The sequence below is a fragment of the Xanthomonas sp. LMG 12460 genome (assembly GCF_009192895.1).
Taxonomy (GTDB): Bacteria; Pseudomonadota; Gammaproteobacteria; order Xanthomonadales; family Xanthomonadaceae; genus Xanthomonas_A; species Xanthomonas_A sontii.
Map to the genome: position 1 here is coordinate 25030 of NZ_NKUH01000088.1, position 25626 is coordinate 50655.

The window sequence follows — 25626 nt, forward strand, 5'->3', positions numbered from 1 at the left end:
GACTGCAGTCCGCTTCATGGCGACCCTCGCGGGCGCACTGGCCCTGCACGGCGCGTGCTGTGCCCAGGCGCAGGCCCAGCAGGCCGACGCCGATGGCATGGTCAACTACGAGTTCCAGAACCAGATCAAGCTGATGAGCGAGCAGCGCACGCGCGGCGTGTCCGACTCGCTGATGCGCCCATCGCTGAAGTGGACCACCCAGTTCGTGCACGCCAGTGGTTTCGTCGCGCTGCTGGAGGTGGCCAAGGTCAGCAAGAAGCAGTTCCTCGATGGCGACGGGCTGGGCATCACCGCGGCGGCCGGCTACCGTTTCGGCAATCCCGATGCCTGGCATGCCGGCGTCGGCCTGGCCACCGAGCGCTTCCCCGGCGCCAGCTTCCTGGCCCCGCACCGGATCGACCTGGAGACCGGAACGCCCGAGGACATCCGCCGCACCGACTACGACAGCAATTTCGGCGTGCTCGAACTCGGCTACGGCGCGGTCGAGGGCCGCCTGCTGTACGTGTTCTCCAAGACCTACCGCGGTGCCGATACCGGCGGCGTGTGCGCGCAGATCCTGCAGTTCGCGGCCGACCCGACGACGGCGCTGCGCTGCTTCGCCCGTGGCGAGCACGACTCGCGTGGCACCTTGCTGGGCGATCTCAACTACCAGACGCCGCTGCTGCCGTCGGTATTGCCGTCGACCACGCTGCGCCTGCACGCCGGCTACCAGAAGCTGCGCAACTTCAGCGAGGGCAGCTTCGCCGACTACCAGATCGGCGTCACACACAAGCGCTGGGGCCTGGACTGGAACCTGGACTGGGTCAGCACACGGGTCAACGCGCACGAGCTGTACTGGGTGCAGGACGGCGCGCGCATCCGCAAGACCGACGGCGACACCCTGGTAGCCTCGATCGGCTACACGTTCTGACCGATGCGCAGCGAACTGCTCGATGCCGACCGGGGCGGCGACCAGCCGCTGGTGCTGGCGGTGGACCTGGGAACCTCCGGCTGCAAGTGCGCGCTGGTCACCCTGGACGGCCAGGTGATCGCCTGGGCCTTCGAACCGGTGCCGCTGCACGTGCATGGCGTCTGCGCCGAGCAGGATCCGCGCGACTGGTGGAACGCGTTGCTGGTCACCGCGGCGGCGGTGCTGCAAGGCGGCGAGGCGTTGCGCCAGCGGGTGACCGCGGTGTGCTGCTCGACCCAGGGCGAGTGCACCGTGTGCGTGGACCGCGACGGCCGCGCGCTGGGCAATGCCATGCTGTGGCTGGACATGCGCGGGCAGGCCGCGATCGCGCGGCGCCTGCGCGGTCGTTGGCTCAACGTGCGCGGCTATGCGCCGCTGAAGCTGCTGCGCTGGTTGCGCCTGAGCGGCGGCGCGCCGGCCGGCAGCGGCAAGGATTGCGCCGGCCATATCGCCTACCTGCGCGACCACGAACCGCAGCGTTACCAGCGCACGCACAAGTTCCTCAACGCGCTGGACTATCTCAACCTGCGCCTGACCGGGCGTTTCTGCGCCACCGCCGATTCGGTGCTCACCACCTGGGTCACCGACAACCGCGACCCGATGCGCATCCGCTACGACGACGGCCTGCTGCGGCTGCTCGGCATCGAGCGCGACAAGCTGCCGGAGCTGGTGGCCTCCACCGAAGTGCTGGGGCCGTTGCTGCCGCAGGTGGCGGCGCAGCTGGGGCTGTCGCCGCAGACCCGGGTGATCGCCGGCGCCATCGACAACTCGGCGGTGGCGGTGGCCGCGGCGGTCGAGGACTACGCCGCGCATCTGTATCTGGGCACCTCGTCGTGGCTGGGCGCGCACGTGCCGCGGATGAAGACCGACGTGTTCAGCAACATCGCCGCGGTGCCGTGCGCAGTGAGCGGGCGCTACCTGGCCACGGCGCTGCAGTCCACCGCCGGCGCCAACCTGTCGTTCCTGCGCGACCGCATCCTGTTTCATCCCGACGAACTGCTGCGCGACGAAGAACGCCCGGACGTGTACGAGGTGCTCAACGTCATCGCCGCGCGCGTGCCGGCCGGCGCCAACGGGCTGGTGTACATGCCGTGGCTGTTCGGCGAGCGTACCCCGGTCGAGGACCACAGCCTGCGTGCCGGCTTGGTCAACCTGTCGCTGATGCATACCCGCGAGGACATCATCCGTGCCTTCATGGAAGGGGTGGCGCTGAACACGCGCTGGATGATGGAGCCGTTCGCGCGCCTGCTCGGCCGCGATCCCGGCGTGATCGCCGCGGTCGGCGGCGGCGCGCAGTCGGACCTGTGGTGCCAGATCATCGCCGACGTCAGCGGCCAGCCGATCCGGCAACTGCACAACCCGATCCAGGCCAATGCGATCGGCGCCACCTTCATCGCCGGCGTCGGCCTGGGCCGGCTGCGCTTCGCCGACCTGCCGGCGCTGCAACGCGCGCGCCGGGTGTACGAGCCGTCGCCGCTCACCCGCGCGCTGTACGACGACCGCTATGCGATGTTCCGCGAATTGCAGCGCACCCTCGCGCCGATCTACCGCCGCATGAATCCCGTTCCCGAGTGCGTGCCGGAGGTTCCCCAGCATGTTTGCCCATGAACAACGCGCGCGCGTGGTCGCGCTGTGCGTGGACCTGTCGCGGCGCGGCTATCTGGCCGGCACCGGCGGCAACGTCGCCTTGCGCCTGGATGCCAAGCGCTTCGCGGTGACGCCGTCGGCCATCGATTACCTGACGATGCGCGCCGAGGACATCTGTGTGGTGCGCCTGGCCGACCTGCGGCAACTGGACGGCGCCGCCACGCCGTCGGTGGAGACCGGCCTGCATGCGCAGGTGCTGCGCCGCCGGCCCGACGTGGCCTGCAGCATCCACACCCATCAGCCGGTGGCCAGCGCCTGCGCGCTGCTAGGCGCGGCGCTGGCGGTGGAGGATCCGGCATTGCAGGCAGCGATCGGCACGCGCGTGCCGATGGTCGGCTACTTCCCGTCCGGCACCGGGCTGCTGGCCTGGTTGCTGGCGCGCCAGCTGCGGCCGTCGAGCAACGCCTACCTGATGCGCAACCACGGCGTGCTGTGCTGCGGCCGCAGCCTGGAACAGGCGGTGGCGGCGGTCGATGCGCTGGAGCAGTTGGCGTGCGATCACCTGGCGCGCCGCATCGAACGCCGCGCGCTGCACGACGCCGGCCTGGCCTTGCCGTTGCGTGCCGTCCTCACTGCACTGGAGGCCTGACCCCATGCACGCGCTTTCCGTTTCCGTTCCCCCGAACCCGGCACCGACCATGAGCCAGACCCCCGCCATTTCGCAATGGCCCGATGTGGACCAGCTGTACGCGCGCTTCCATACGCTGGTGAACCAGCCGATGCGGCCGATCGGCGCCGCCGGCATGGCCAAGGTGATGCGCTATTTCGACGCGCGCTGCCAGGGCTCCAGGCGCCTGGGCGAGGCGGCCAAGCAGGTGATCCCCGGTGGCGTGCAGCACAACCTGGCGTTCAACCATCCGTTCCCGCTGGCCATGCACAGCGCCGAGGGCGCGTACCTGACCGACGTGGACGGCAACCGCTACATCGACTTCCTGCAGGCCGGCGGCCCGACCCTGCTCGGGTCCAATCCGCCGGAGCTGCGCGAACACGTGCAGGCGGTGCTGGACCAGTGCGGCCCGGTGACCGGCCTGCTGCACGCGTACGAGGTCAAGCTGGCCGAACTGGTCTGCGCCAGCATGCCGGCGGTGGAGATGCTGCGCCTGCTCGGCTCCGGCACCGAGGCGGTGATGGGCGCGGTGCGCCTGGCTCGCACCCACACCCGCAAGAAATGGATCATCAAGATCGGCGGCGCCTACCACGGCTGGAGCGACCAGTTGGTGTACGGCATGCGCCTGCCGGGCACCGGGCGCATGGAGGCGATCGGCATCCCGCGCGGCGCCACCGCCTACACCCAGGAATGCCATCCCAACGATCTGGAGGCATTGCGGCGCAAGCTGCAGTTCAATCGCCTGCGCGGCGGCACCGCGGCGGTGCTGCTGGAACCGCTGGGGCCGGAAAGCGGCACGCGGCCGGTGCACCACGACTACAACCGGCAGGTGCGCAAGTTGTGCGACGAGTTCGGCGCGCTGCTGATCTTCGACGAAGTGGTCACCGGCTTCCGGCTCGGCCCGGGCGGTGCGCAGGGCTACTTCGGGGTCATGCCCGACATCACCGTGCTCGGCAAATGCCTGGCCGGCGGCTATCCGATGGCCGGCGCGATCGGCGGCCGCCGCGAGGTGATGATGAGCCTGGTCGGCGGTATCGGCACCACGGCGCGGCGCGCCTTCGTCGGTGGCACGCTGTCGGCCAATCCGCTGTCCTGCGTGGCCGGTTACCACGCCTTGCTGGAAGCGCAACGCAGCGACGCCGCCGGCCAGGCCGGCCGCGCCGGCGATCGCCTGCGGCAGGGCCTGGAGGCGATCATCCGCCGTCTCGGCCTGCCGTACGTGGTCTACAACATGGGCTCGATCGTGCACCTGCAGACCTCCGGCGTGCTGCTGCTGGACACCGGCAACCTGTACAAGCTGTGGCGCGTGCGCAACGAAGCCAAGGAGCGCAAGCACATGATGGAAGAGATGGGCGCGGCGTATTCGGCGCACGGGCTGATCACCCTGGCCGGCAGCCGCATCTACACCAGCCGCGCCGATACCGATGCGGTGGTGGACGAGGCGCTGAACCGCTTCGACGACGTGTTCAAGCTGGTGTAGCGCATGCCCACCGTCCCGCAGATCGAAGCACTCTGGCTGCACACCCGCGCGCGGCTCGTGGCCAAGCGCCTGCTCGGCGACGATGCGGCAGCGCTGGCGCTGCGCTGTCCGGGCAGCACGGCGATGTGCTGTGGCGCGCTCGAGGCGGAGCGGCCGCAGTGGCTGGACTGGCGCGACCCGGCGCTGCCGGCATGGGCGCAGGTGCACGCGCAGGTGTATGCGCGGCGTCCGGATGTCGGCGCCAGCGCCTGGTCGGCCGGCGTGTTCGGCCTGCGCCTGGCCGACGTCGGCGGCGTGCTGCCGCAGGTGTTCGACGAGCAGGCCCGGCACATCGGGCCGATGCCGGCGCCGTTTCCTGCGCTCGACGCGTTGGCGACGGCCGCGCCGGGCGTCGGCAGCGTCCTGCTGTTCGGCGGACGACCGCTGTGTCTTGGCATCACCGCGCAGCGGCTGGCATTGAACGTGGAGTTGTTCGAGAAATGCGCCAAGGCCTATGTGCTTGCCGCGGCCACCGGCGGGCAGGTGCGGGAGCTGCCCTGGTGGGTGCGGCGCATCGCCAACGGGCGGCTGCGCAAGGACCAGATGCGGGCTGCCGCGGCCTTCGCTGCGGGCGAACTGCCGGCCGAGAGCAAAGGCTACTGAGGGTCCATCGCGATGACCGCCAAGCCATCCCCTTCTTCCCTCGCATCAACCGGCGTCCAAGCGACACGTCCGCTCGCCGCGGCCTTGTCGATCGGCGCCATCGCGCTGCTGATCCTCGGCGTGCAGCCGATCGTGCTCGGCGCACTGGTCGAGCAGCACCTGATCACGCTGCCCGGCGTGGGCGTGGTGGCGATGGGCGAGATCATCGCCCTGGGCATCGGCGTGGCGCTGGGCGATGCGCTGCTGCCGGTGTCCTGGCAACGCACCACGGCGGTCGTGGCGGCGTTGCTGGCCGCGCTGCTGAACCTGGCCACGGTACAGGCACAGGGCGATGCGGCGTTCGTCGCGCTGCGCGCCGTCGCTGGCCTGGCCGAGGGCCTGCTGGTCTGGGTGGCCACCGTCAGCATCGTGCGCGCGGCCACACCGGACCGGATCACCGCGGTGTTCATGGTGCTGCAGGCGCTGGCGCAGATTGCGCTGGCGGCGGCGCTGGCGCTGTGGGTGTTGCCGGCGGCCGGCTGGAAGGGCGGTTTCGTCGCCATGGCCGCGACCTGCCTGCTGGTGCTGCCGCTGGCGGCGGCACTGTCGGTGCCGGCAAGCCTGGCTCGCGCCGCCAATACGCAGTGCGCGGCGACCGCCACCGCCAGGCTGCGCTGGTCGCCGGCGACGCTGGCGCCATTGCTGGTGGCGTTCCTGCAGATGTCGGCGATCGGCGCGCTGTGGGCGTACCTGGAGCCGCTGGCGTTGCGCGCGGGGCTGGACGCGCATGCGGCGCAACTGCAGACCTCGTGGGTGCTGGGCATGCAGATCGTCGGTGGCCTGGCGGCGATCTACTGGGTGCGGCGACTGTCGGTGACGGCGACCCTGACCCTGGGCAGCGTGGCGCTGTGCCTGGTGGCCGCGGCGATGTACCGGGTTCCGGGCAATGCGGCGCTGGGCTTTGCCGCGGTGTGCGTTGCGTTCGGCTTCGCCTGGATGTTCCTGATGCCGTTCCATGTCGGCCTGGCGCTGCGCGCCGATGCGCAGGGGCGGGTGGCGGTGCTGGTGCCGGCCGCGCAGTTGATCGGGTCGGCCTGCGGGCCGTTACTGGCGTCGCTGCTGCTGCACGCCGACGATCCGGCGCCGGTGCCGCTGGTCGGTCTGGGCTTTGCGCTGACCGCGGCGCTGCTGGCGTTGTGGATCGGCCGACGGCAGCGCCGTCCGGCCGTCGTGGAGGCGGGCTCGCATGCTGGCTGATGGTGGTGGCCGTGCGAGCATGCTGGCCGCGGCGATGACGCGCTTCCGTCGGCCGCGCATGGCGCAGGGCAGGAGATTGCCAGGCACCGAGCGATGGCCGATGTCCGCCAAGCAGGAGAGCGGCGATGGCGTCTGAGCCCGTGCTGGACACCCCACCGGAGACGGTCGCGGCGCTGTTCGCCGCGCAGCAGGCCACCGCGCTGGCCTGGCGCGGCGCCTCGGCGAACACGCGGCGCGCGCATCTGCGTGCGCTGCGCGATGCCTTGCTGGCGCGACGGAAGAAGCTGATCGCCGCCTTCGCCGCCGATTTCGCCAAGCCCGCACTGGAAGTGGAATTGACCGAGCTGCTGCCGGTGGTCGACGAGATCGCCACCGCCATCGCGCAGCTGCCGCGCTGGATGCGTCCGCGCAAGGTCTCGCCCACCTTGCTTGCGCTGGGTACGCGCGCGCGCATCGCGTTCCAGCCCAAGGGCCGCTGCCTGATCATCGGGCCCTGGAACTACCCGGTGGCCGCCGTGCTGGGGCCGTTGGTGTCGGCACTGGCCGCCGGCAACACGGCGCTGATCAAGCCCTCCGAATTCACCCCGCAGGTCAACGCGGTGCTGCAGGCGGTGCTGGACGAGGCATTCGCACCGGAAGAAGTGGCCCTGGTGCAGGGCGGCGCGGCCACTGCGCAGGCCTTGCTGGCCTGTCCGTTCGACCATGTGTTCTTCACCGGTTCGGCGGCGGTGGGCCGTGAGGTGATGGCCGCGGCGGCGCGGCAGCTGACGCCGGTGACCCTGGAACTGGGCGGCAAGTCGCCGGTCATCGTCGACCGCAGCGCCGACCTGCGTCTTGCCGCCGAGGTGATCGTCTGGGCCAAGCTGGTCAATGCCGGACAGACCTGCATCGCGCCGGATACCTTGTTCGTGCATCGCGACGTCAGCGCGCGCCTGCTCGCACACTGCCGCGCCCTGCTGGCGCAGCGCTACGGTGCCGACGCGCAGGCGGTCGCCTCCAGCCCGCACCTGGCGCGCATGATCCACCCGGCGCATGCCGCGCGGGTGGCCGCGCTGATCGACGAAGCGCGCGCCGGCGGCGCGCAGTTGCTGGCCGGTGGCGAGCACGACGCGGAGCGCTGCTACGTGGCGCCGACGCTGCTGGCGCAGGTGCCGGCGCAGGCGCGGATCGCGCAGGAAGAGATCTTCGGTCCGGTACTGCCGCTGATCGAGTTCGCGCGCCTCGACGAGGTGCTCGACCGGCTCGACGCCGCGCCCAAGCCGCTGGCGCTGTACCTGTGGAGCCGCGATCGCGCCGGCATCGCCCAGGTGCTGGCGCGCACCAGTTCCGGCAGCGCGGTGGTCAACCACTGCCTGCAGCAGTTCGTGCACAGCGGTTTGCCGTTCGGCGGGGTGGGCGCCTCGGGATTCGGCAGCGCGCACGGCGTGCACGGCTTCCGCACCTTCTCGCACGAACGCGCGCTGCTGCGCGGCGGCCGACTGCCGATCGTCAAGGCGTTCTTTCCTCCGTACACCACGTTGCAGCGGCGCTTGGCGGCCGGCCTCAGCGGTTGGCTGGCACGGCGCTGAGCGACGTTGCCGGTGTGCCAGCGGCGGGCGCGGTAAGATGCGATGTCGGCGCGTGCCGCGACGTCGCGGCGCAGCCCGCGCACCCATTGCCGCGGCGATGCGTGCCGTCAGGCTGGCGACGTGCCGCCACTGCGGCGCCTGCTGCTTTACCACCATCGAGATCCCATGCCCGCCGACACGCCGCGTCCCTCCGCCCCGCACCGCCCGCGCCTGACCGGGAACAAGGTGCCGGCCCAGCATCGCGCCACCGAGACCTACGAACAGATCCTCTCGGTCACCGCGCAACTGCTCGGCGACGTCGGCGTGGAGCGGCTGTCCACCAACCTGGTGTGCGCGCGTGCCGGGCTGACGCCGCCGGCGCTGTACCGCTATTTCCCCAACAAGTACGCGCTGCTGTCGGAACTGGGCCGGCGGCTGATGGAGCGGCAGAACCAGCTCGTCCCGAAGTGGATCACCCTGCAGGCGATGAGCGGCACGCGCGAGGAGTTGCAGCGCGCACTGGCCGGGTTGGTGCTGGATACCTACCGCGTCACCAAGGCGACAGAGGGCGGCGTCTGGGTGCTGCGCGCGTTGCGCGCGGTGCCGGCGCTGCAGCAGGTGCGCCTGGAGTCGCATGCGCAGGTGACCAAGGGCCAGGTGCGCTTCCTCAGCGAGGCCTTCCCCGACGCCGACCCGCGCCAGTTGCGCCTGGTCAGCCGCATCGTGGTCGACCTGATCTATGCCACGGTGGAACTGTTGTTCGACACCCGTCTGAGCGCGCGCGCGGTGGCCGATACGGTGGCGGCGATGATCGCCAGCCATATCGAGCAGTTGCGCGATGCTGCGACAGTAGGCTAGGCGACTTGGACTCGGTCGCTCGGGCAGCCGCGTTGTGCGAGGGGCTTCAGCCCCGACGCGCTGCAGGTGATGCGCGTCGGGGCTGAAGCCCCTCCCACAAAAGCCTCGTGACGTGCAGGTATTGGGGACGCTTGGCTTCGCACGCGATGCGCGTGCAGCCAGTGGTCGCTGTTGCGCTTCAACCGCGACGCTTCAGCGGTAAGGCCTCGCGGCAGAAGCCGCTCCTAAGAGAAGCGGGATGCCGCGCCGTATGCAAACGCTGCACCGGCGCGAAACTCCCATCCCGAATCCCGAATCCCGAATCCCGAATCCCGCGCTTGGCGCCAAGCGCTTACTCCACCGCCAGATCGTCGACCTTCTGCCACCCGCGCGGCAGCAGCCCGCCGCGGCTGGCGCGGGCGCCGAGGTAGGCGTCCAGGTCCTTGAACGACAGCGACATGGTGCGTTGGCCGCTCTTCACCAGCAGCGTGTTGCCCGGCGCCACCGCGGCGATCGCCACCACCCGCTCGGTGCTGAGCTTGGCCTTGGGGATGTCGATGATCTTGTTGCCCTTGCCCTTGTCCAGCTCGGGCAGGTCGGCGACCGGGAACGCCAGCAGGTGGCCGGCGCTGGTGACCGCGACGATGCGGTCGCTGCCGGCGCCGCTCACCGGCGCGGGCGGCAGCACCTTGGCGTTCGGTGTCAGGTTGAGCATGGCCTTGCCGGCCTTGTTGCGGCTGGTCAGGTTCTCGAAGCGGGTGACGAAGCCGTAGCCGTGCGAGGACGCCAGCACCAGACGGCTGTCGTTCTCGCCGCTGGCGATGGCCTGGAACGAGGCACCGGCCGCAGGCGAGAAGCGTCCGGTCAGCGGCTCGCCGTTGCCGCGCGCCGAGGGCAGGGTGTGGACCAGGGTCGAATAGGCACGGCCTTCCGAATCCAGGAACGCCACCTGCTGCGTGCTGCGCCCGCGTACCGCCGCCAGCAGGCCGTCGCCATCGCGGTAGGACAGCGCCGCCGGATCCACGTCGTGGCCCTTGGCCGCGCGGATCCAGCCCTTCTCCGACATCACCACGGTCATCGGCTCGCTCGGCACCAGCTCGGTCTCGTCGATGGCCTGGGCCGCACCACGCTGCACCAGCGGCGAGCGCCGCGCATCGCCGAACTTCTTGGCGTCGGCCATCAGCTCGTCCTTGATCAGCTTCTTCAGCTTGGTCTTGCTGGCCAGCACCGCCTGCAGCTGCTCGCGTTCCTTGGCCAGCGCGTCCTGCTCGCCACGGATCTTCATCTCCTCCAGCCGCGCCAGCTGGCGCAGGCGCGTTTCCAGGATGTAGTCGGCCTGTTCCTCGCTGAGCCCGAAGCGCGCGATCAGTGCCGGCTTCGGCTCGTCCTCGGTGCGGATGATGCGGATCACCTCATCCAGGTTGAGGAACGCGGTCAGCAGGCCTTCCAACAGGTGCAGGCGGCGCTCGACCTTCTCCAACCGATGGTTGAGGCGGCGCACCACGGTGTCGCTGCGGAAGCGCAGCCATTCCTCCAGCAGGGTCTTGAGGTTCTTGACCTGCGGGCGGCCGTCCAGGCCGATCACGTTGAGGTTGACCCGGTAGCTGCGCTCCAGGTCGGTGGTGGCGAACAGGTGGCCCATCAACTGCTCGGCGTCGACCCGGTTGGAACGCGGCACCAGCACCACCCGCACCGGGTTGGCGTGGTCGGACTCGTCGCGGATGTCTTCCAGCCACGGCAGCTTCTTGGCGCGCATCTGCTGCGCGATCTGCTCGATCACCTTGGACGGCGACACCTGGTACGGCAGCGCCGTGACCACGATGTTGGCGTTTTCCTTCTGGTAGGTAGCGCGGGCGCGTACGCTGCCATGGCCGGTTTCGTAAATGGTGCGCAGGTCGGCGGCAGGGGTGATGATCTCGGCGGTGGTCGGGTAGTCCGGGCCGCGCACGTGTTCGCACAGGTCGGCGACGCTGGCGTCGGGGTCGTCGAGCAGGCGGATCAGCGCGCTGACGATCTCGTTGAGGTTGTGCGGCGGCACGTCGGTGGCCATGCCCACGGCGATGCCGGTGGTGCCGTTGAGCAGCAGGTGCGGCAGCCGCGCCGGCATCCAGGTCGGCTCGTCCAGGGTGCCGTCGAAGTTCGGCGACCAGTCCACCGTGCCCTGGCCCAGTTCGCCCAGCAGCACTTCGGCGATCGGGGTCAGCTTGGACTCGGTGTAACGCATCGCCGCGAACGACTTCGGGTCGTCGGTGGAGCCGAAGTTGCCCTGGCCTTCGATCAGCGGGTAGCGGTAGGAGAACGGCTGCGCCATCAGCACCAGCGCTTCGTAGCAGGCGCTGTCGCCGTGCGGGTGGTATTTGCCGATCACGTCGCCGACGGTGCGCGCGGACTTCTTCGGCTTGGCCGTCGCGTTCAGGCCCAGCTCGCTCATCGCATAGATGATGCGCCGCTGCACCGGCTTGAGCCCGTCGCCGAGGAAGGGCAGGGCGCGGTCCAGCACCACGTACATGGAGTAGTCGAGGTAGGCGCGTTCGGCGTATTCGCGAAGCGGCAGCTGTTCGAAGCCATGGAAGGCGGGGCGGGCGAGATCGGTCATGCGCAGGAAATACCTATAGGGGAACGCGGCGCCAGGCGCCGCAGGTCAGCCGGTCGATTATCCGGATGCGGCCGGCGATGCCAAGCCGCGCGTGCCGCCGGCGCTGGCCAGGTAACGGGCCGGAGGATGGCCGAAGCGGCCGCGAAAGGCGGTGACGAAGGCGCTGGGGCTGCTGTAGCCCAGCCGGAAGGCGGTGTCGGCGACGCTGGCGCCGTCGCTGAGCCGGCGCAGCGCCTCGGCCAGCCGCGCCTGCTGGCGCCAGCCGGCGAAGCCGAAGCCGGTCTCGTCGCGGAAGTGGCGGCTCAGGCTGCGCGCCGACAGCCCGGCCCAGTGCGCCCATTGCGCCAGCGAGCGGTCGTCGGCGGGGGTTTCCAGCAACTGGGTGGCGATGCGCAGCAGCCGGCGGTCGCGCGGCATCGGCAGGTGCAGATGCTCGACCGGGGCGTTGCGCACCTCGTCCAGCAGCACCGCGCACAGGCGCTGCTGCTCGGCCGCCAGCACCGGCGCCACCCCCCACTGGCTCATCCGTCGCAGCACCTCCCGGAACAGGCCGTTCATGCCGATCACGCAGGTCCGCGGCGGCAGGTCGGCGCAGACGTCGGGGCGGATCAGCACCAGGTAGCTGCGCACCCGCCCGGACACCTGCACCGTGTGCAGTTCCTGCGGCGGCATCCAGCCGGCACAGCCCGGCGGCAGCGACCACTGGCCGTGCGCGGTGCGGGTGCTCAGCACGCCGTCCTCCACATAGATCAATTGCCCGCGCACGTGGCGGTGCCAGTCCACCTCGCGCCGCAGCGACACCGGCGAATGCGCGATGAAGGCCAGCGCGGGCGGGCCATCGGCGCGCTCGAACCACTCCATGGCGCGCGGGTCCAGCGCGCTGTCGGAGCCGACGCTGGCCGGAGCGTCGGCCGGCTGGATTGGCGCGATTTCGATATCCATTGTCCAGATTGTAATACCGAGCCATGGCCGCGCGCCGCTACAGTGCGCTCGCCGTCAGCGTTCCTTCGCTGCAACGCAGCATCTAGTTTCCTTGGGGATATTTTCTTGACATATATTTCTAAATGAAAATAATAGGCGACCATGAACTGCGCTCCCTCCTTTCCTGGCCAGCCCTCGTTCGGCCTGTTGCTGCGCCAGGTGCGTGACGGCCTGATGCGCCGCCTCGACCGCGCCATGGCCGGGCTGGAGCCGGACCTGGGCTTCAGCCACTACATCGGCATGAAGGCCCTGGCCCACATGGCGCCGTGCACCGCCAACGAACTGGCCCAGGCCATCGACCAGAACCCCAGCGCGGTGACGCGCCTGCTGGACAAGCTGGAAGACCTGGGCTGGGTGCGCCGCGAGGCGCACGCGCAGGACCGCCGCGCGTTGCGCCTGGTGCTGACCGACGAAGGCCAGGCGCTGTGGCAGCAGCTCAAGCAGCGCGGCGACGACGTCATCGCCGATGCCTTGCGCGATTTGTCCGCCGACGAGCGCGAGCACTTGTTTTCGCTGTTGGTCCGCGTCCGCGATTCCCTCAATTCGCCCTGAACCCGCCCACATGACTCTGTCTTCTTCTCCCTCCCGCCTGCGCCCGTTCGCGGTCGCGGCCCTCACCCTGGCACTGGCGGCCTGCGCCAGCAGCCGTGGCCTGGAACCGCAGGGGCGCCGGCTCGATGCCGACCGCCAGCTGCACATCGGCAAGACCCTGGCCGCCGACGCGCTGGCGCCGGCGCCGTGGCCGCAGCAGGACTGGTGGAAGGCGCTGGGCGATCCGCAGCTCGACGCGCTGATCGCCGAGGCCCTGCAGGGCACGCCCAGCCTGGACGCGGCCGATGCGCGGCTGCGCCTGGCGCAGGCGCAGGCCGGCGCGGCCGATGCCGACCGCGGCGCCAAGCTGTCGCTGTCGGCCGGCTACACCGGCCTGCAACTGCCCAAGGGCCTGGCCGGCGACGAGATCGGCGGCAAGTACATCCACAACGAGCAGGCGCTGCTGAACTTCAGCTACGGCTTCGACCTGTGGGGCGGCAAGCGCGCCTCGTGGGAGGCGGCGGTGGACCAGGCGCATGCGGCCGAGGTCGACGCGCAGGCCGCGCGCCTGGACCTGTCGGCCGGCGTCGCCCGCGCCTATGCGCAACTGGGTTACGCCTGGCATCTGTACGACCTGGCCGGCGCCGAACTGGCGCGCTCGGAGAACAGCCTGAAGCTGGTGCGGCAGCGCCGCGATGCCGGCATCGACAACAACCTGCAACTGCGCCAGGCCGAGGCGCGGGTGCCGGCGGCGCGCCAGCAGCAGGCGGCGGCGCAGCAGCAGATCGACGAAGCGCGCACCGCCCTGGCGGCCTTGCTCGGCCGCGGCCCGGATCGCGGGCTGCAGATCGAGCGCCCGCGCCTGCTCGACCCGCAGGTCGCGCGGGTGCCGTCGGTGCTGCCCAGCGACCTGCTCGGCCGCCGGCCCGACGTGGTCGCCGCGCGCTGGCGCGTGGAAGCCGCCTCGCAGGGCATCCATGCGGCCAAGGCGCAGTTCTATCCCAGCATCAATCTGACCCTGCTGGGCGGCGTCGCCGCCACCAATCCGGGCGACCTGTTCAAGAGTTCGTCGGTGCTGGGCCTGCTCAGCCCCGGCGTGAGCCTGCCGCTGTTCGACAGCGGGCGGCTGCGCAGTCAGCTGGCCGAGCGCGATGCGCAGTACGACCTGGCGGTGGCCAACTACAACCAGACCCTGGTGGCGGCGCTGCGCGAGGTGGCCGACCAGGTCAACGCCGCGCGTTCGCTGGCCGAGCAGGCGCAGCAGCAGGCGCAGGCGCTGCAGACGGCGCAAGCCGCCTTCGACCTGTCGCAGCAGCGCTACCGCGCCGGCATCGGCAACTACCTGGACGTGCTCAGCGCGCAACAGCAGTTGCTGGACGCGCAGCAGCGCCTGGCGTCGCTGCAATCCAATCAGATCCTGGTCTCGGTGCGCCTGAATCAGGCGCTGGGCGGCGGCTACGACGCCACCTCCGCCGCCGATGCGCCGAGCTCTTCTTCTTCCGCACCTTCGCATTCCTGAGATCGCTGCAATGAATCAGACAACGACCCCCGCTTCCTCCGCTCCCGCTCCCAGCCGGCGCGGCAAGCTGCTGCGCGGCCTGGCCGTGGTAGTGGTGCTGGTGCTGATCGCGCTGGCGATCTGGTATTTCCTGGTCGGCCGCTGGCACGAGGACACCGACGACGCCTACGTGCAGGGCAACCTGGTGCAGATCACCCCGATGGTGGCCGGCACCGTGGTGCGCATCGACGCCGACGACGGCATGCGCGTGGAGCGCGGCCAGCCGCTGGTCAAGCTCGACCCGGCCGACACCGAGGTCGCCCTGCAGCAGGCCGAGGCCAATCTGGCGCGTACCGTGCGCCAGGTGCGCGGTCTGTACCGCTCGGTCGAGGGCGCCCAGGCCGAGCTGTCCGCGCAGCAGGTGACCCTGCAGCGCGCCCGCGCCGACGTCGCCCGCCGCGCCAGTCTGGTCGCCACCGGTGCGATCTCCGCCGAAGAGCTGGCGCATGCCCGCGATCAGCTGGCCGCCGCCGAGGCCGCGGTCAGCGGCTCGCGCGAGACCCTGGCGCGCAACCGCGCGTTGATCGACGAGAACGGCGTGGCCGACCAGCCCGACGTGCAGGGCGCCGCCGCGCAGGTGCGCCAGGCCTTCCTCAACAACGCCCGCAGCGCCATCGTCGCGCCGGTGTCCGGCTACGTGGCACGGCGCTCGGTGCAGGTCGGCCAGCGCGTGCAGCCCGGCACCGCGTTGATGGCGGTGGTGCCGCTGAACCAGGTGTGGGTGGACGCCAATTTCAAGGAAACCCAGCTCAAGCACATGCGCCTGGGCCAGCCGGTGGAACTGGAGTCGGACGTGTACGGCAGCGCGGTGACCTACCACGGCACCGTGCAGAGCCTGGGCATCGGCACCGGCAGTGCGTTCTCGCTGCTGCCGGCGCAGAACGCCAGCGGCAACTGGATCAAGATCGTGCAGCGCGTGCCGGTGCGCATCGCCATCGACGCCAAGCAACTGGAGCAGCATCCGCTGCGCATCGGTCTGTCGATGAAGGCCGACGTCAACCTGCATGACCAGAACGGCGCGGTGCTGCCGACCAAGCCGGCCAGCGGCACGCTGCTGGATACCGATGTGTATGCGCAGCAGCTGCAGCAGGCCGATGCGGCCGTGAAGCAGATCATCCACGCCAATCTGCCCGACGCCGCCAAGGCGAACTGAGCCCGGTCATGTCCAACCAAGCTGCCGCTCCCGCCGCGCCCGGGGTTCCGGGCGCACCGGCCGCCGGGTTCCGCCCGGCCAGTGTGGCGTTGTGCACGGTGGGCCTGGCGATGGCCTCGTTCATGCAGGTGCTCGACACCACCATCGCCAACGTCTCGCTGCCCACTATCGCCGGCAACCTCGGCGCCAGTTCGCAGCAGGCGACCTGGGTCATCACCTCGTTCGCGGTCAGCAACGCCATCGCGCTGCCGCTGACCGGCTTCCTCAGCCGCCGTTTCGGCGAGACCAAGCTGTTCGTGTGGGCCACGCTGGCCTTCACCGCGGCCTCGCTGCTGTGCGGCCTGGCCCAGAGCATGGGCATGCTGGTGGTATCGCGCGCGCTGCAGGGTTTCGTCTGCGGCCCGATGTACCCGATCACCCAGAGCCTGCTGGTGTCGATCTACCCGCGCGAAAAGCGCGGCCAGGCGCTGGCCTTGCTGGCGATGATCACCGTGGTCGCGCCCATCGCCGGGCCGATCCTCGGCGGCTGGATCACCGACAACTACAGCTGGGAATGGATCTTCCTGATCAACGTGCCGCTGGGCATCATCGCCGCGACCGTGGTCGGCTCGCAGCTGCGCGACCGTCCCGAGCCGATCGAGCGTCCGCGCATGGACTACGTCGGCCTGATCACCCTGATCATCGGCGTCGGCTGCCTGCAGGTGGTGCTGGACCTGGGCAACGACGAGGACTGGTTCAGTTCGACCAAGATCGTCGTGCTGGCCGCGATCTCGGCGGTGGCGCTGGCGGTGTTCCTGATCTGGGAGCTGACCGACAAGGATCCGATCGTCGACCTGCGGCTGTTCCGCCACCGCAACTTCCGCGCCGGCACCATGGCGCTGATCGTGGCCTATGCGGCGTTCTTCAGCGTGTCGCTGCTGATCCCGCAGTGGCTGCAGCGCGACATGGGCTACACCGCGATCTGGGCCGGCCTGGCCACCGCGCCGATCGGCATCCTGCCGGTGATCATGACCCCGTTCGTCGGCAAGTACGCCTCGCGCTTCGATCTGCGGCTGCTGGCCAGCATCGCCTTCATCTTCATGGCCACCACCAGCTTCATGCGCTCGGACTTCAACCTGCAGGTGGATTTCCCGCACGTGGCCGGGGTGCAGTTGCTGATGGGCGTGGGCGTGGCGCTGTTCTTCATGCCGGTGCTGCAGATCCTGCTGTCGGACCTGGACGGGCGCGAGATCGCCGCCGGTTCCGGCCTGGCCACGTTCCTGCGCACGCTGGGCGGCAGCTTCGCCGCGTCGCTGACCACCTACCTGTGGGCCAAGCGCACGCAGCTGCACCATGCGCACCTGACCGAGCACATCTCCACCTACACGCCGGGCATGCAGGAACAGGTGCAGATGATGGGCAACGGCAGCCTGCAGAACGGCGCGGCGCTGCTCAACAACACCATCAACCACCAGGCCTCGCAGATGGGCTTCAACGACATCTTCTACCTGCTGGGCTGGACCTTCCTCGGGATCATCTTCTTCCTGTGGCTGGCCAAGCCGCCGTTCGGCGGCGGCGGTGGCGCGGCGGCGGCTGGCGGCCACTGAGCCTCGACGGCGGCACGTCGGCACGGACGGCACCACGCCCTGTGCCGTTCCGTGCCGCTGCAATGGTGGTGCGATAGCAGCGCTTGCACGCGCCATTGCCTGATGGCGTGCCGTCCGGCGCGCCGCACCCGGGCATGCCAAGTGGCATGCGTGTCCGGCGTCGCGCTCAGGCGCGGGGACACTTGCCGCTGCCGCGGCCTGCGCACCAGAATGCCGCTCTTCGCAGGCTTCGGCAGCCCCGCACATGCAGCGCTTTCTCCGCGCCTTCGGCGCCCGCTTCGCCGCATCGCTTCCGCGCGCGGCCGTCCTCGTACTGCTATGCCTCGGTGCGCACCCAGGCAACGTCCAGGCCGCGCCGCTGCCGGCGCCGTCGCCAGTGCCGGTGACCCCGGCCGATCGCCTGCACGAAGCCTGGTGGGCCGAGCGCCACCAACAGGTGTTGGCGCAAGTACGCGCGCACCCGGATGCGCCGCTGCTGCTGATCGGCGATTCGATCACCCAGAACTACGAGAAGGCGCAGGCACCGGACGAAGACTTCCAGTCGACCTGGCAGACCTTCTACGGCAGCCGCGGCGCGCTCAACCTCGGCTTCAGCGGCGACGCCACCGAACACGTGCTGTGGCGTCTGCAGCACGGCGAGATCGACGGCCTGCGGCCCATGGTCGCGGTCCTGCTGATCGGCACCAACAACACCGGCCACCAAGGGCACAGCGCGGCGGACACGGTGCGCGGGATCGATGCGGTGGTCGCCACGCTGGAGCAGCGCCTGCCGCGCACGCACATCCTGTTGCTCGGCCTGCTGCCCAGCGCACTGTCGGCGCAGAAGAGTGCGCGCGACGCCGAGGTCAACCGCGCGCTGGCGGTGCGCTACGGCGACAATCCGCGTGTGGCCTACCTGGACATCGGCACCGTGTTCCAGCGCGTCGACGGCACGCTGGACCCGAGCCTGTTCTACGATCCGCGGCAGCGTCCCGGCAGTGGCGCGCTGCATCCGGACACGCGTGGGCAGCGGCGCATGGCCGAGGCCATCGAGCCGACCCTGGCGCGGCTGCTCGACGAGGCGCCGCGGGTGCCGCTGGACGCGATGACCGACGTCGACACCGCGCGCATCGCGGTGCCCTGGCTGGAGCAGGATTCCTACGACTGGTACGGCCGCCACCATGCCGCGCTGGACGCCGCGCGGCAGTTGCAGCCGCAGGTGGTGATGCTCGGCGACTCGATCACCCATTTCTGGGCAGGCGCGCCGCAGGCGATCCGGGTGAACGGCGCGCAGGCCTGGCAGCGCGCCTTCGGCGACGCGCGGGTGCTGAACCTGGGCTTCGGCTGGGACCGCACCCAGAACGTGCTGTGGCGGCTGCGCCAGGGCGAGGTCGACGGTCTGGCGCCGCGCTGGGTGGTGATCAACCTCGGCACCAACAACCTCGCCGGCACCGAGCATGCGCGCACCAACACGCCGCAGGAGACCGCCGACGGCGTGGCGGCGGTGGTCGCCGAGATCCGGCGGCGCCTGCCGCGCAGCCGGATCGTGCTGATGGGCATCTTCCCGCGCGGCTTCGCCGCCGATGCGCCGCAGCGTGCGCCGATCCTGGAGACCAACCGCCTGCTGGCCGCGCGCTTCGCCCACGACCCGCAGGTGCGCTGGCTCGACATCGGCGCGCGCTTCCTGCAGCCGGACGGCACGCTGCCGGTGGCGCTGATGCCCGATGGCACCCATCCCAGCGAAGCGGGCTACGCGATCTGGGGCGAGGCGCTGCGCACGCTCGGCGTCGGCGGCTGAAGAGCGTCTCGAACATCACGCGTGCCGCGCCTCAGCGAGAAGCGTGGTCGTCCTCGTAAGAGCGGCTTCAGCCGCGACGGGCATGCCGGTAGGGTTTGGTCGCGGCTGAAGCCGCTTCTGCGAACGACATCCCGTCGTTACTGGCGATGCCCGAACGCCACACGCGCCGCCAGTGTGACTCAGCCGTTGTCCGGCTTGAGCAATTCCAGCACGGCTTCGCGGCGCCGCACCGAGGCGTTGCGATAGCGCGCGAGCAGGGCGCGCTCCTGCGCGTCCTGCGCCAGCAACGGATAGTCGGCGGGCAGGTCCTGCACACGCTTGCCGGGACCGACGCCGCACACCAGTTCGTCGAGCGAGCGGTTCAGCACGCTGCGCAGCGTCGGCAGCAGGCGGAAGCTCGGCGTTTCGCGGTCGTTCTCCCAGGCCGACACCGAGGACTTGGTGACGTCCAGCGCGAAGCCCAACTGCTCCTGGGTGAGCCCGGCGGCTTTTCTGGCTTCGCGCAAACGCTCGCCGAAGCTATTCATCGCGGTGGGCCTTGGGGGACGGCGGGCCTACCAAGATATGGAGCATCCGCCGGCTTGTCGTACAGTCACGCTTGACTCCAATTGTTCGGAGATTCAATACTCGTGCGGTGCGGAATGCACGGACGCGCGAGGATGCGCATGCAGGACATGGATGTTGTGGACACGAGGGTGTCGGCGCCGCGGTGCGCCGCCGCCATGCATTGGCCGATCGCGGCACGACGCGGCGCCTGCCGGTACATGGGGGAGGGCGCATGGCCACCTACGAAGTGAGACTCCGGCGCGTCGCGCAACTGGAGCCGTCCTTGCAGGTGCTGGTGCATGCCGCCAATGCCTACCTGGCCGCGCGTGCGGCCGAACGCCACAACCCGGGCTACCGTGCCTACAAGGTGGCGGTGTGGGTGAAGGGCGTGCGCGTGGACATCGGTCCGTTGCGTCCGCCGCAGCGCTGAGCGCCGCGGCCTGCGCGCAGCCAACAAAAAACCCGCCGAAGCGGGTTTTGAGATCTTGCTCGACCTGTCGGTCGTGGTGCCCAGGAGAGGACTCGAACCTCCACGGTTTTACCCGCTAGTACCTGAAACTAGTGCGTCTACCAATTCCGCCACCTGGGCAACTCAGAACGAGAATTCTGCGCGTGGCAGCAGACCCTGTCAAGCGCTTTGCGACGGCGGCAGTGCAGCGCCGTCGCGGACGCGTCGGTGGCGACCTCAGTAGGCGACGTTGAAGCGCAGGCCCTGGTTGATCGCGCAGCGGTAGCCGAGGGTGCTGCCGGTCTGCTGGTAGCTGGGCAGGGCGAACACGAACATGGTGAAGTCGATGCTGTTGTCCGGATGTACCTGGTAGCGCAGGAACTGCTGGATCGGCTTGCCGTCGCGGCCGACGGTCACGTGCTCGTCGGCGAAGGACAGGGTGCCGTCGGCGGTGACGCGGTAGGCGCCGATGCGCAGGCCGCCGCGGGTCTGGCTGGGCGTGGCGCCGCCGGAGGTGGGCGTGCACTGGCTCAGGTCGATCGCCACGGCGACCGAGGCGCCGCTGTCCAGGGCGCGCTGGATCTCGGTGAGGGAATTGAGCGTGGCGTCGTCGGCGCCGGCGGCGGAGGCGCTGGTGGCGCTGGCGAACAGGGCGGCGGCGAGCAGGGAAGCGGACAGGCTGTGCATGGGGATGCTCCGGAGCGTGGGGGAGGGCGACGGATTGCCGGATGCAAACTAGCGAGGCGCCGATCCGGGTCAACCGACAAAATCGCGAACTCCCGCCGCGGTCACGCCGGATCTTCGAAGCGGGTCCGCTTGTGACAACGCTGTGTCGGAATCGGCATCGCGCATGCGGTTTTCCGCCGAATCCGCGCACCGCCGAAGCGTGCGCGCGCGCACAGCCGCGCGGCGGTTGGCACGTGCGCCGCACCGCTGCGTGCCGCGGTCGGATCGCGTCATCGATGCCGGCAATCGAGAGCGGCGCAAAAATAGGCGTTGACAAGGTCGCGGCGGCACCGCAGAATTCGCGGCCTTCAGCGCCCAGGTGGCGGAATTGGTAGACGCACTAGTTTCAGGTACTAGCGGGTAAAACCGTGGAGGTTCGAGTCCTCTCCTGGGCACCACATGCAAGATCGCGAGAGCGCTGAACTCTCGCACCGACCGGCCCGCTGACGCGGGCTTCGTCGTTTCTGGGGCGCACGTTCGCCGCAGCGCGCCGCCCGGTTCGGGTGACGCCACCTGCATGGGAGTACCATGCGCGGATGACAACTCGCAAAAGCAAGTCCGGCAAGCCCGGCAAATCCGCGTCCGGCGACGCGCCCACCTCCGATACGCCGAAGAAATCGCGTCTGCCCGCCTGGATGCCCAGCTTCCTGCGCCGTGGCCCCAAGCCGCCGCTGCAACCGCTGCACCCTCCGTCGCCACCGCCGGCGGCCGCGCCCGACACTGCCGCGCCGATCCAGGATCCGTATGCCGCGCGCGAGGCCGAGCGCTATGCGCAGCCGATCGCCAGCCGCGAGGCGATCCTGCAACTGCTCGAACGCTGCGACGGTCCGCAGACCCTGGACGAACTGGCCGAACAGCTCGGTCTGACCGAGCCGACCCGCAAGGAAGCGCTGAGCAAGCGCCTGGGTGCGATGCTGCGCGAGGCCCAGGTCGTGCAGAACCGCCGCGGCGGCTACGCGCCGCTGCAGCAGACCAACCTGATCCCCGGCGTGGTGATCGCCAATCCGGACGGATTCGGCTTCCTGCGCCCGGACGAGGGCGGCGACGACCTGTTCCTGCCGCCGTACGAAATGCGCAAGGTGCTGCATGGCGACCGCGCGCTGGCCAACGTCACCGGCATCGACCGCCGCGGCCGCCGCGAAGGCAGCATCGCGCGCGTGCTCGAGCGCGGCCTGACTCGGATGATCGGCCGCTTCAGCCTGGAAGCCGGCATCGCCTTCGTGGTGCCCGACGACAAGCGCATCCAGCGCAACGTGCAGATCCCCGCCGAAGCCGTCGGCGAGGCCCGCGACGGGCAACTGGTGGTGTGCGAACTCACCTCCGCGCCGGACGCGCGGCGCCCGCCGATCGGCAAGATCATCGCCGTGCTGGGCGACAAGCTGACCCCGTCGCTGCTGGTGGAAGCGGCGATCCACGGCCACGAGCTGCCCTACGAGTTCCCGCAAGAGGTGCTGGACGAAGCCGCGGCGGTGCCGCTGACGGTGGAGCCGGCGGCGATCAAGGGCCGCGTGGACCTGCGGCAGACGCCGCTGGTGACCATCGACGGCGCCGACGCCAAGGACTTCGACGACGCGGTGTTCTGCGAGTCCAACGCCGACGGGTTCCGCCTGGTGGTGGCGATCGCCGACGTGTCGCACTACGTGCGTCCGGGCACGCCGCTGGACACCGAGGCGGTCAAGCGCGCGACCTCGGTGTATTTCCCCGGTTTCGTGGTGCCGATGCTGCCGGAGACGCTGTCCAACGGCATCTGCTCGCTCAACCCCAAGGTCGACCGCATGTGCTTCGTCTGCGACATGCAGATCGACCGCCAGGGCGAGGTGGCCGGTGCGCGCTTCTACGAGGCGGTGATGAACTCGCACGCGCGGCTCACCTACGAACAGGTGTGGCAGGCGGTCGGCGAGAAAGACGAGCAGGTGCGCAAGGACGTGGCGGCGGTGCTGCCGCAGCTGGAGCGGCTGCATCAGCTGTACCAGATCCTGGCCAAGGCGCGCGCGCGCCGCGGCGCGATCGAGTTCGAGACCGCGGAAGTGCGCTTCGTGCTCGACAACACCGGCGAGGTGACCCAGGCCGGCATGCTGGTGCGCAACGACGCGCACAAGCTGATCGAGGAATGCATGATCGCCGCCAACGTGGCCGCGGCGCGCTACCTGCTGGAAACGCACATTCCGGCGCCGTTCCGCGTGCACGAGCGCCCGCCGGAATCCAAGTACGCCGACCTGCTGGAGTTCCTCAAGGAGTTCAAGCTGAGCCTGCCGGCGTGGAGCAAGGTGGTGCCGGGCGACTACACCAAGCTGCTGAAGAAGGTGCGCGAGCGCTCGGACGCGGCGCTGCTGGAATCGGTGCTGCTGCGCAGCCAGAGCATGGCGGTGTACTCGCCCGACAACGCCGGCCACTTCGGCCTGGCGCTGGAGGCGTACGCGCACTTCACCTCGCCGATCCGCCGCTATCCGGACCTGCTGGTGCACCGCGCGATCAAGTACGCGCTGACCCGCGGCGCGCCGGACAAGTACCTGTACGCGCCGCGCGCGATGGCGGCGCTGGCGCTGCAGTGCTCCGAGCGCGAGCGCCGCGCCGACGAGGCCGAGCGCGAGGTCGACGAGCGCTACCGCGCCGCGTGGATGGAGAAGCACGTCGGCGGGCAGTTCGACGGCGTGGTCAGCGGCGTCACCAGCTTCGGCCTGTTCGTCGAACTGGACCAGTCCAAGGTCAACGGCCTGATCCACGTGACCCAGTTGCCGCAGGACTATTACCAGTTCGACGCCACCCGCAAGACCCTGACCGGCGAGCGCCGCGGGCGCGAGTTCCGCCTGGGCGACCGCGTACGCATCCTGGTGCTGAAGGCGAGCATGGAAGAGCGCAAGATCGACTTCCGCCTGGTCGAAGAAGGCGAATCGGTACACGACGAGTTGCCGCCGCCGCCGCCGCGTGGGCAGCCGGCCAAGCGCAAGAAAAAGAAGTACTGACGGCGCAGCGTCGCGGCGACCGAACGGCGGCCGCCGCGATCGCGCTTCCCGTGCGTCGTGCGGGAGCCACCTGCGCGATGCGGTTCGCAGCGGAGAGCGGATATGGAGCAGGAGTACAGCGGCGGTTGCCAGTGCGGTGCGGTGCGTTTCCGCGTGCGCGGGCGGCTGCACGACGCCTCGATCTGCCATTGCCGGATGTGTCAGAAGGCGTTCGGCGCCTACTACGCGCCGCTGGTCTCCACCCGTGGCGCGGACCTGACCTGGACCCGCGGCACGCCCAGGCGCTTCGCCTCGTCCAATCTGGTGCAGCGCGGCTTCTGCGCCGACTGCGGCACGCCTCTGACCTACGAGGCCCCGGATGGTGTCGCCATCGCGGCCGGCGCTTTCGACCATCCGGAGGCCGTGCCGCCGACCATCCAGTACGGCATCGAAGCGAAGCTGCCGTTCGTGGATGCGCTGCATCGGCTGTCGGCGGTCCGCACCGAGGGCGATCTGGTCGCCGCGCCCTTTCTGGCCGATATCGTCTCGCGCCAGCATCCGGACCACGACACCGAGCGCTGGCCGGCTTGAGCCGTGACTGACAGTGCCGACCTCGCGCGGCGCGTTGTCGGGAGATCGCTGGCGACCTCGGGAATCGGTCGCGCCAGGCAGCTGGCCGGTGTTCCCGACGTCATCGCGTCGGGACTGAAGTCCCTCCCACAAGGCTGCGCCGCGCCTTGTCTGGATGGCGCTGCGTCGTTGGTCTTGCTGTCGCGACACGCAGGCCCCGGGCATCGCAGGAAAGTGCGACGTCACGGCCAAGCCGCTTCTACCAATCCCCAATCCCGAATCCCCAATCCCGGCCCCCAAGGCATGACGCCAGCGGCCACAACCCCTACCATGCCCGCTTTCCTTACGCGTAGTCCCGTCTCATGAGCAAGCAGAACCAGTGGATCGTCGGCGTCAATGCCGTGGCCTCGTCGATCGAGAACGACGCGGACAACGTGCGCGAGGTGCTGGTGGAAGCGGGCAGCAAGAATCCGCGCCTGCAGGAGATCGAGGAGAACGCGCGGCGCAAGGGCATCGACGTGCGGCGGGTGAACACGCAGGCGCTGGACGGCGTCGGCGGCTCGGTGCGGCACCAGGGCGTGGCCGCGCGTTATGCCGCGGCGCGGACCTGGGCCGAGAGCGAACTGGAAGGCCTGGTCAGCGCCGCCGAGGGCCGCGCGCTGCTGCTGGTGCTGGACGGTGTGCAGGATCCGCACAACCTCGGCGCCTGCCTGCGCAGTGCCGCCGCGGCCGGGGTGACCGCGGTGGTGATTCCCAAGGACAAATCGGCGCCGGTCAACGCCACCGTGCGCAAGACCTCGGCCGGCGCCGCCGACCGCCTGCCGATCGTGGCGGTGACCAACCTGGCGCGCTGCCTGCGCGAGCTGCAGAAGCAGGGCGTGTGGATCTACGGCCTGGCCGGCGAGGCCGAGACCTCGCTGTACGCGCAGGACCTGCGCGGCAACGTGGCGCTGGTGCTGGGCGGCGAGTCCGACGGCCTGCGCCGGCTGACCCGCGAGCATTGCGATGGCCTGGTGCGGATCCCGATGCCGGGCGAGATCGAGAGCCTCAATGTCTCGGTCGCCGCCGGCGTGACCCTGTTCGAAGCGGTACGGCAGCGCCTGGGCTGAGCGCCCCTTCGAAAAGCCCCTCTCCCTCCGGGAGAGGGGTTGGGGTGAGGGTCCGGGGGCGAAGCCCCTCGCCGCATCAGTGCGACACCAAGCTTTCGCGCTTCACCCTCAACCGGCGCTGCAATCGACGTTTCCCCAGGCTTCGCCCGTACCCTCAT

21 protein-coding genes and 2 tRNA genes are annotated in these 25626 nt (G+C 70.1%); 18 read left to right on the forward strand and 5 right to left on the reverse strand.

The window, feature by feature from the left end; genetic code table 11:
* Positions 1-16 precede the first annotated feature (16 nt).
* The 8 genes from CEK66_RS16645 to CEK66_RS16680 all read left to right on the forward strand — a co-directional run bounded on the left by CEK66_RS16645 (position 17) and on the right by CEK66_RS16680 (position 8966).
* Positions 17-910 carry a TorF family putative porin gene (locus CEK66_RS16645; RefSeq protein ID WP_017910982.1) on the forward strand — a complete coding sequence of 298 codons (894 nt, stop codon included), beginning with the start codon at positions 17-19 and terminating at the stop codon, positions 908-910.
* 3 nt (positions 911-913) lie between these two features.
* Positions 914-2557, forward strand: coding sequence for an FGGY-family carbohydrate kinase (locus CEK66_RS16650; RefSeq protein WP_152237638.1), 1644 nt, complete (start codon positions 914-916; stop codon positions 2555-2557).
* Positions 2544-3185 carry a class II aldolase/adducin family protein gene (locus tag CEK66_RS16655; protein ID WP_152237639.1) on the forward strand — a complete coding sequence of 214 codons (642 nt, stop codon included), beginning with the start codon at positions 2544-2546 and terminating at the stop codon, positions 3183-3185. The genes CEK66_RS16650 and CEK66_RS16655 overlap by 14 nt, the downstream gene beginning before the upstream one ends.
* A 49-nt stretch (positions 3186-3234) precedes the next feature.
* Positions 3235-4683 (forward strand): aminotransferase class III-fold pyridoxal phosphate-dependent enzyme, encoded by a 1449-nt coding sequence (locus CEK66_RS16660; RefSeq protein ID WP_152237640.1) that lies wholly within the window; start codon positions 3235-3237, stop codon positions 4681-4683.
* Between the two features lie 3 nt (positions 4684-4686).
* Positions 4687-5325, forward strand: coding sequence for a hypothetical protein (locus CEK66_RS16665; RefSeq protein ID WP_152237641.1), 639 nt, complete (start codon positions 4687-4689; stop codon positions 5323-5325).
* Positions 5326-5409: 84 nt separating this feature from the next.
* The gene (locus tag CEK66_RS16670; RefSeq protein ID WP_152237642.1) at positions 5410-6561 is read left to right on the forward strand and encodes an MFS transporter; all 1152 of its coding nucleotides are present in this window, start codon (positions 5410-5412) and stop codon (positions 6559-6561) included.
* Between the two features lie 125 nt (positions 6562-6686).
* Positions 6687-8129 (forward strand): aldehyde dehydrogenase family protein, encoded by a 1443-nt coding sequence (locus tag CEK66_RS16675; RefSeq protein ID WP_193312692.1) that lies wholly within the window; start codon positions 6687-6689, stop codon positions 8127-8129.
* Between the two features lie 165 nt (positions 8130-8294).
* Positions 8295-8966 carry a TetR/AcrR family transcriptional regulator gene (locus CEK66_RS16680; protein WP_152237643.1) on the forward strand — a complete coding sequence of 224 codons (672 nt, stop codon included), beginning with the start codon at positions 8295-8297 and terminating at the stop codon, positions 8964-8966.
* A 331-nt stretch (positions 8967-9297) separates the two neighbouring features.
* On the opposite strand, the gene parC is transcribed toward CEK66_RS16680, so the two are convergent.
* Together parC and CEK66_RS16690 are read right to left on the reverse strand one after the other, a co-directional pair.
* Positions 9298-11541 carry a DNA topoisomerase IV subunit A gene (gene parC / locus CEK66_RS16685; RefSeq protein WP_017910990.1) on the reverse strand — a complete coding sequence of 748 codons (2244 nt, stop codon included), beginning with the start codon at positions 11539-11541 and terminating at the stop codon, positions 9298-9300.
* Positions 11542-11598: 57 nt separating this feature from the next.
* Positions 11599-12483, reverse strand: coding sequence for a helix-turn-helix transcriptional regulator (locus CEK66_RS16690; RefSeq protein ID WP_152237644.1), 885 nt, complete (start codon positions 12481-12483; stop codon positions 11599-11601).
* Positions 12484-12624: 141 nt separating this feature from the next.
* Between CEK66_RS16690 and CEK66_RS16695 the strand changes: the two genes are divergently transcribed.
* The 5 genes from CEK66_RS16695 to CEK66_RS16715 all read left to right on the forward strand — a co-directional run bounded on the left by CEK66_RS16695 (position 12625) and on the right by CEK66_RS16715 (position 19127).
* Entirely contained in the window at positions 12625-13074 is a 450-nt protein-coding gene (locus tag CEK66_RS16695) for a MarR family transcriptional regulator (protein ID WP_026144760.1), read from the forward strand.
* 10 nt (positions 13075-13084) lie between these two features.
* Entirely contained in the window at positions 13085-14572 is a 1488-nt protein-coding gene (locus tag CEK66_RS16700; RefSeq protein ID WP_017910993.1) for an efflux transporter outer membrane subunit, read from the forward strand.
* Positions 14573-14582: 10 nt separating this feature from the next.
* Positions 14583-15764, forward strand: a complete 1182-nt coding sequence (locus tag CEK66_RS16705) for an efflux RND transporter periplasmic adaptor subunit (protein ID WP_150410789.1) — start codon at positions 14583-14585, stop codon at positions 15762-15764.
* An 8-nt stretch (positions 15765-15772) separates the two neighbouring features.
* Positions 15773-17350 (forward strand): DHA2 family efflux MFS transporter permease subunit, encoded by a 1578-nt coding sequence (locus CEK66_RS16710; protein ID WP_026144761.1) that lies wholly within the window; start codon positions 15773-15775, stop codon positions 17348-17350.
* A 244-nt stretch (positions 17351-17594) separates the two neighbouring features.
* Positions 17595-19127, forward strand: coding sequence for a GDSL-type esterase/lipase family protein (locus CEK66_RS16715; protein ID WP_152237645.1), 1533 nt, complete (start codon positions 17595-17597; stop codon positions 19125-19127).
* Positions 19128-19306: 179 nt separating this feature from the next.
* Here CEK66_RS16715 and CEK66_RS16720 read toward each other — a convergent pair whose 3' ends face one another.
* The gene (locus CEK66_RS16720; RefSeq protein ID WP_017910998.1) at positions 19307-19654 is read right to left on the reverse strand and encodes a helix-turn-helix transcriptional regulator; all 348 of its coding nucleotides are present in this window, start codon (positions 19652-19654) and stop codon (positions 19307-19309) included.
* Positions 19655-19905: 251 nt separating this feature from the next.
* On the opposite strand from CEK66_RS16720, the gene CEK66_RS16725 reads away from it, so the two are divergent.
* Positions 19906-20103: a hypothetical protein gene (locus CEK66_RS16725; RefSeq protein ID WP_010343993.1), complete on the forward strand. Its 198-nt coding sequence runs from the start codon at positions 19906-19908 to the stop codon at positions 20101-20103.
* A gap of 74 nt (positions 20104-20177) precedes the next feature.
* Here CEK66_RS16725 and CEK66_RS16730 read toward each other — a convergent pair.
* Positions 20178-20262 (reverse strand) — tRNA-Leu (locus CEK66_RS16730).
* A gap of 96 nt (positions 20263-20358) precedes the next feature.
* On the reverse strand, positions 20359-20808 hold the full coding sequence (locus CEK66_RS16735; protein WP_152237646.1) for a VirK family protein: 450 nt from the start codon (positions 20806-20808) through the stop codon (positions 20359-20361).
* A gap of 352 nt (positions 20809-21160) precedes the next feature.
* On the opposite strand from CEK66_RS16735, the gene CEK66_RS16740 reads away from it, so the two are divergent.
* From CEK66_RS16740 to rlmB, 4 genes are all read left to right on the forward strand, one after another.
* Positions 21161-21245, forward strand: a tRNA-Leu gene (locus tag CEK66_RS16740).
* A gap of 138 nt (positions 21246-21383) precedes the next feature.
* A complete protein-coding gene (gene rnr / locus CEK66_RS16745; protein ID WP_152237647.1) occupies positions 21384-23810 on the forward strand; it encodes a ribonuclease R in 2427 nt (808 codons plus the stop codon).
* 102 nt (positions 23811-23912) lie between these two features.
* Complete coding sequence (locus CEK66_RS16750; RefSeq protein ID WP_043092435.1) at positions 23913-24380, forward strand: GFA family protein; 468 nt, start codon at positions 23913-23915, stop codon at positions 24378-24380.
* A 341-nt stretch (positions 24381-24721) separates the two neighbouring features.
* Positions 24722-25468 (forward strand): 23S rRNA (guanosine(2251)-2'-O)-methyltransferase RlmB, encoded by a 747-nt coding sequence (rlmB, locus tag CEK66_RS16755; RefSeq protein WP_017913459.1) that lies wholly within the window; start codon positions 24722-24724, stop codon positions 25466-25468.
* Positions 25469-25626 lie beyond the last annotated feature (158 nt).

Excerpts from the sequence above, each read along its gene's own strand:
- CEK66_RS16695 (WP_026144760.1), top strand. The coding sequence starts at position 12,625 with ATGAACTGCGCTCCCTCCTTTCCTGGCCAGCCCTCGTTCGGCCTGTTG.
- CEK66_RS16750 (WP_043092435.1), top strand. The coding sequence starts at position 23,913 with ATGGAGCAGGAGTACAGCGGCGGTTGCCAGTGCGGTGCGGTGCGTTTC.
- rlmB (WP_017913459.1), top strand. The coding sequence starts at position 24,722 with ATGAGCAAGCAGAACCAGTGGATCGTCGGCGTCAATGCCGTGGCCTCG.
- CEK66_RS16735 (WP_152237646.1), bottom strand. The coding sequence starts at position 20,808 with ATGCACAGCCTGTCCGCTTCCCTGCTCGCCGCCGCCCTGTTCGCCAGC.
- rnr (WP_152237647.1), top strand. The coding sequence starts at position 21,384 with ATGACAACTCGCAAAAGCAAGTCCGGCAAGCCCGGCAAATCCGCGTCC.
- CEK66_RS16715 (WP_152237645.1), top strand. The coding sequence starts at position 17,595 with ATGCAGCGCTTTCTCCGCGCCTTCGGCGCCCGCTTCGCCGCATCGCTT.
- CEK66_RS16725 (WP_010343993.1), top strand. The coding sequence starts at position 19,906 with ATGGCCACCTACGAAGTGAGACTCCGGCGCGTCGCGCAACTGGAGCCG.
- CEK66_RS16665 (WP_152237641.1), top strand. The coding sequence starts at position 4,687 with ATGCCCACCGTCCCGCAGATCGAAGCACTCTGGCTGCACACCCGCGCG.
- CEK66_RS16680 (WP_152237643.1), top strand. The coding sequence starts at position 8,295 with ATGCCCGCCGACACGCCGCGTCCCTCCGCCCCGCACCGCCCGCGCCTG.
- CEK66_RS16645 (WP_017910982.1), top strand. The coding sequence starts at position 17 with ATGGCGACCCTCGCGGGCGCACTGGCCCTGCACGGCGCGTGCTGTGCC.
- CEK66_RS16660 (WP_152237640.1), top strand. The coding sequence starts at position 3,235 with ATGAGCCAGACCCCCGCCATTTCGCAATGGCCCGATGTGGACCAGCTG.
- CEK66_RS16690 (WP_152237644.1), bottom strand. The coding sequence starts at position 12,483 with ATGGATATCGAAATCGCGCCAATCCAGCCGGCCGACGCTCCGGCCAGC.
- CEK66_RS16720 (WP_017910998.1), bottom strand. The coding sequence starts at position 19,654 with ATGAATAGCTTCGGCGAGCGTTTGCGCGAAGCCAGAAAAGCCGCCGGG.
- CEK66_RS16675 (WP_193312692.1), top strand. The coding sequence starts at position 6,687 with ATGGCGTCTGAGCCCGTGCTGGACACCCCACCGGAGACGGTCGCGGCG.
- CEK66_RS16700 (WP_017910993.1), top strand. The coding sequence starts at position 13,085 with ATGACTCTGTCTTCTTCTCCCTCCCGCCTGCGCCCGTTCGCGGTCGCG.
- CEK66_RS16705 (WP_150410789.1), top strand. The coding sequence starts at position 14,583 with ATGAATCAGACAACGACCCCCGCTTCCTCCGCTCCCGCTCCCAGCCGG.
- CEK66_RS16655 (WP_152237639.1), top strand. The coding sequence starts at position 2,544 with ATGTTTGCCCATGAACAACGCGCGCGCGTGGTCGCGCTGTGCGTGGAC.
- parC (WP_017910990.1), bottom strand. The coding sequence starts at position 11,541 with ATGACCGATCTCGCCCGCCCCGCCTTCCATGGCTTCGAACAGCTGCCG.
- CEK66_RS16710 (WP_026144761.1), top strand. The coding sequence starts at position 15,773 with ATGTCCAACCAAGCTGCCGCTCCCGCCGCGCCCGGGGTTCCGGGCGCA.
- CEK66_RS16650 (WP_152237638.1), top strand. The coding sequence starts at position 914 with ATGCGCAGCGAACTGCTCGATGCCGACCGGGGCGGCGACCAGCCGCTG.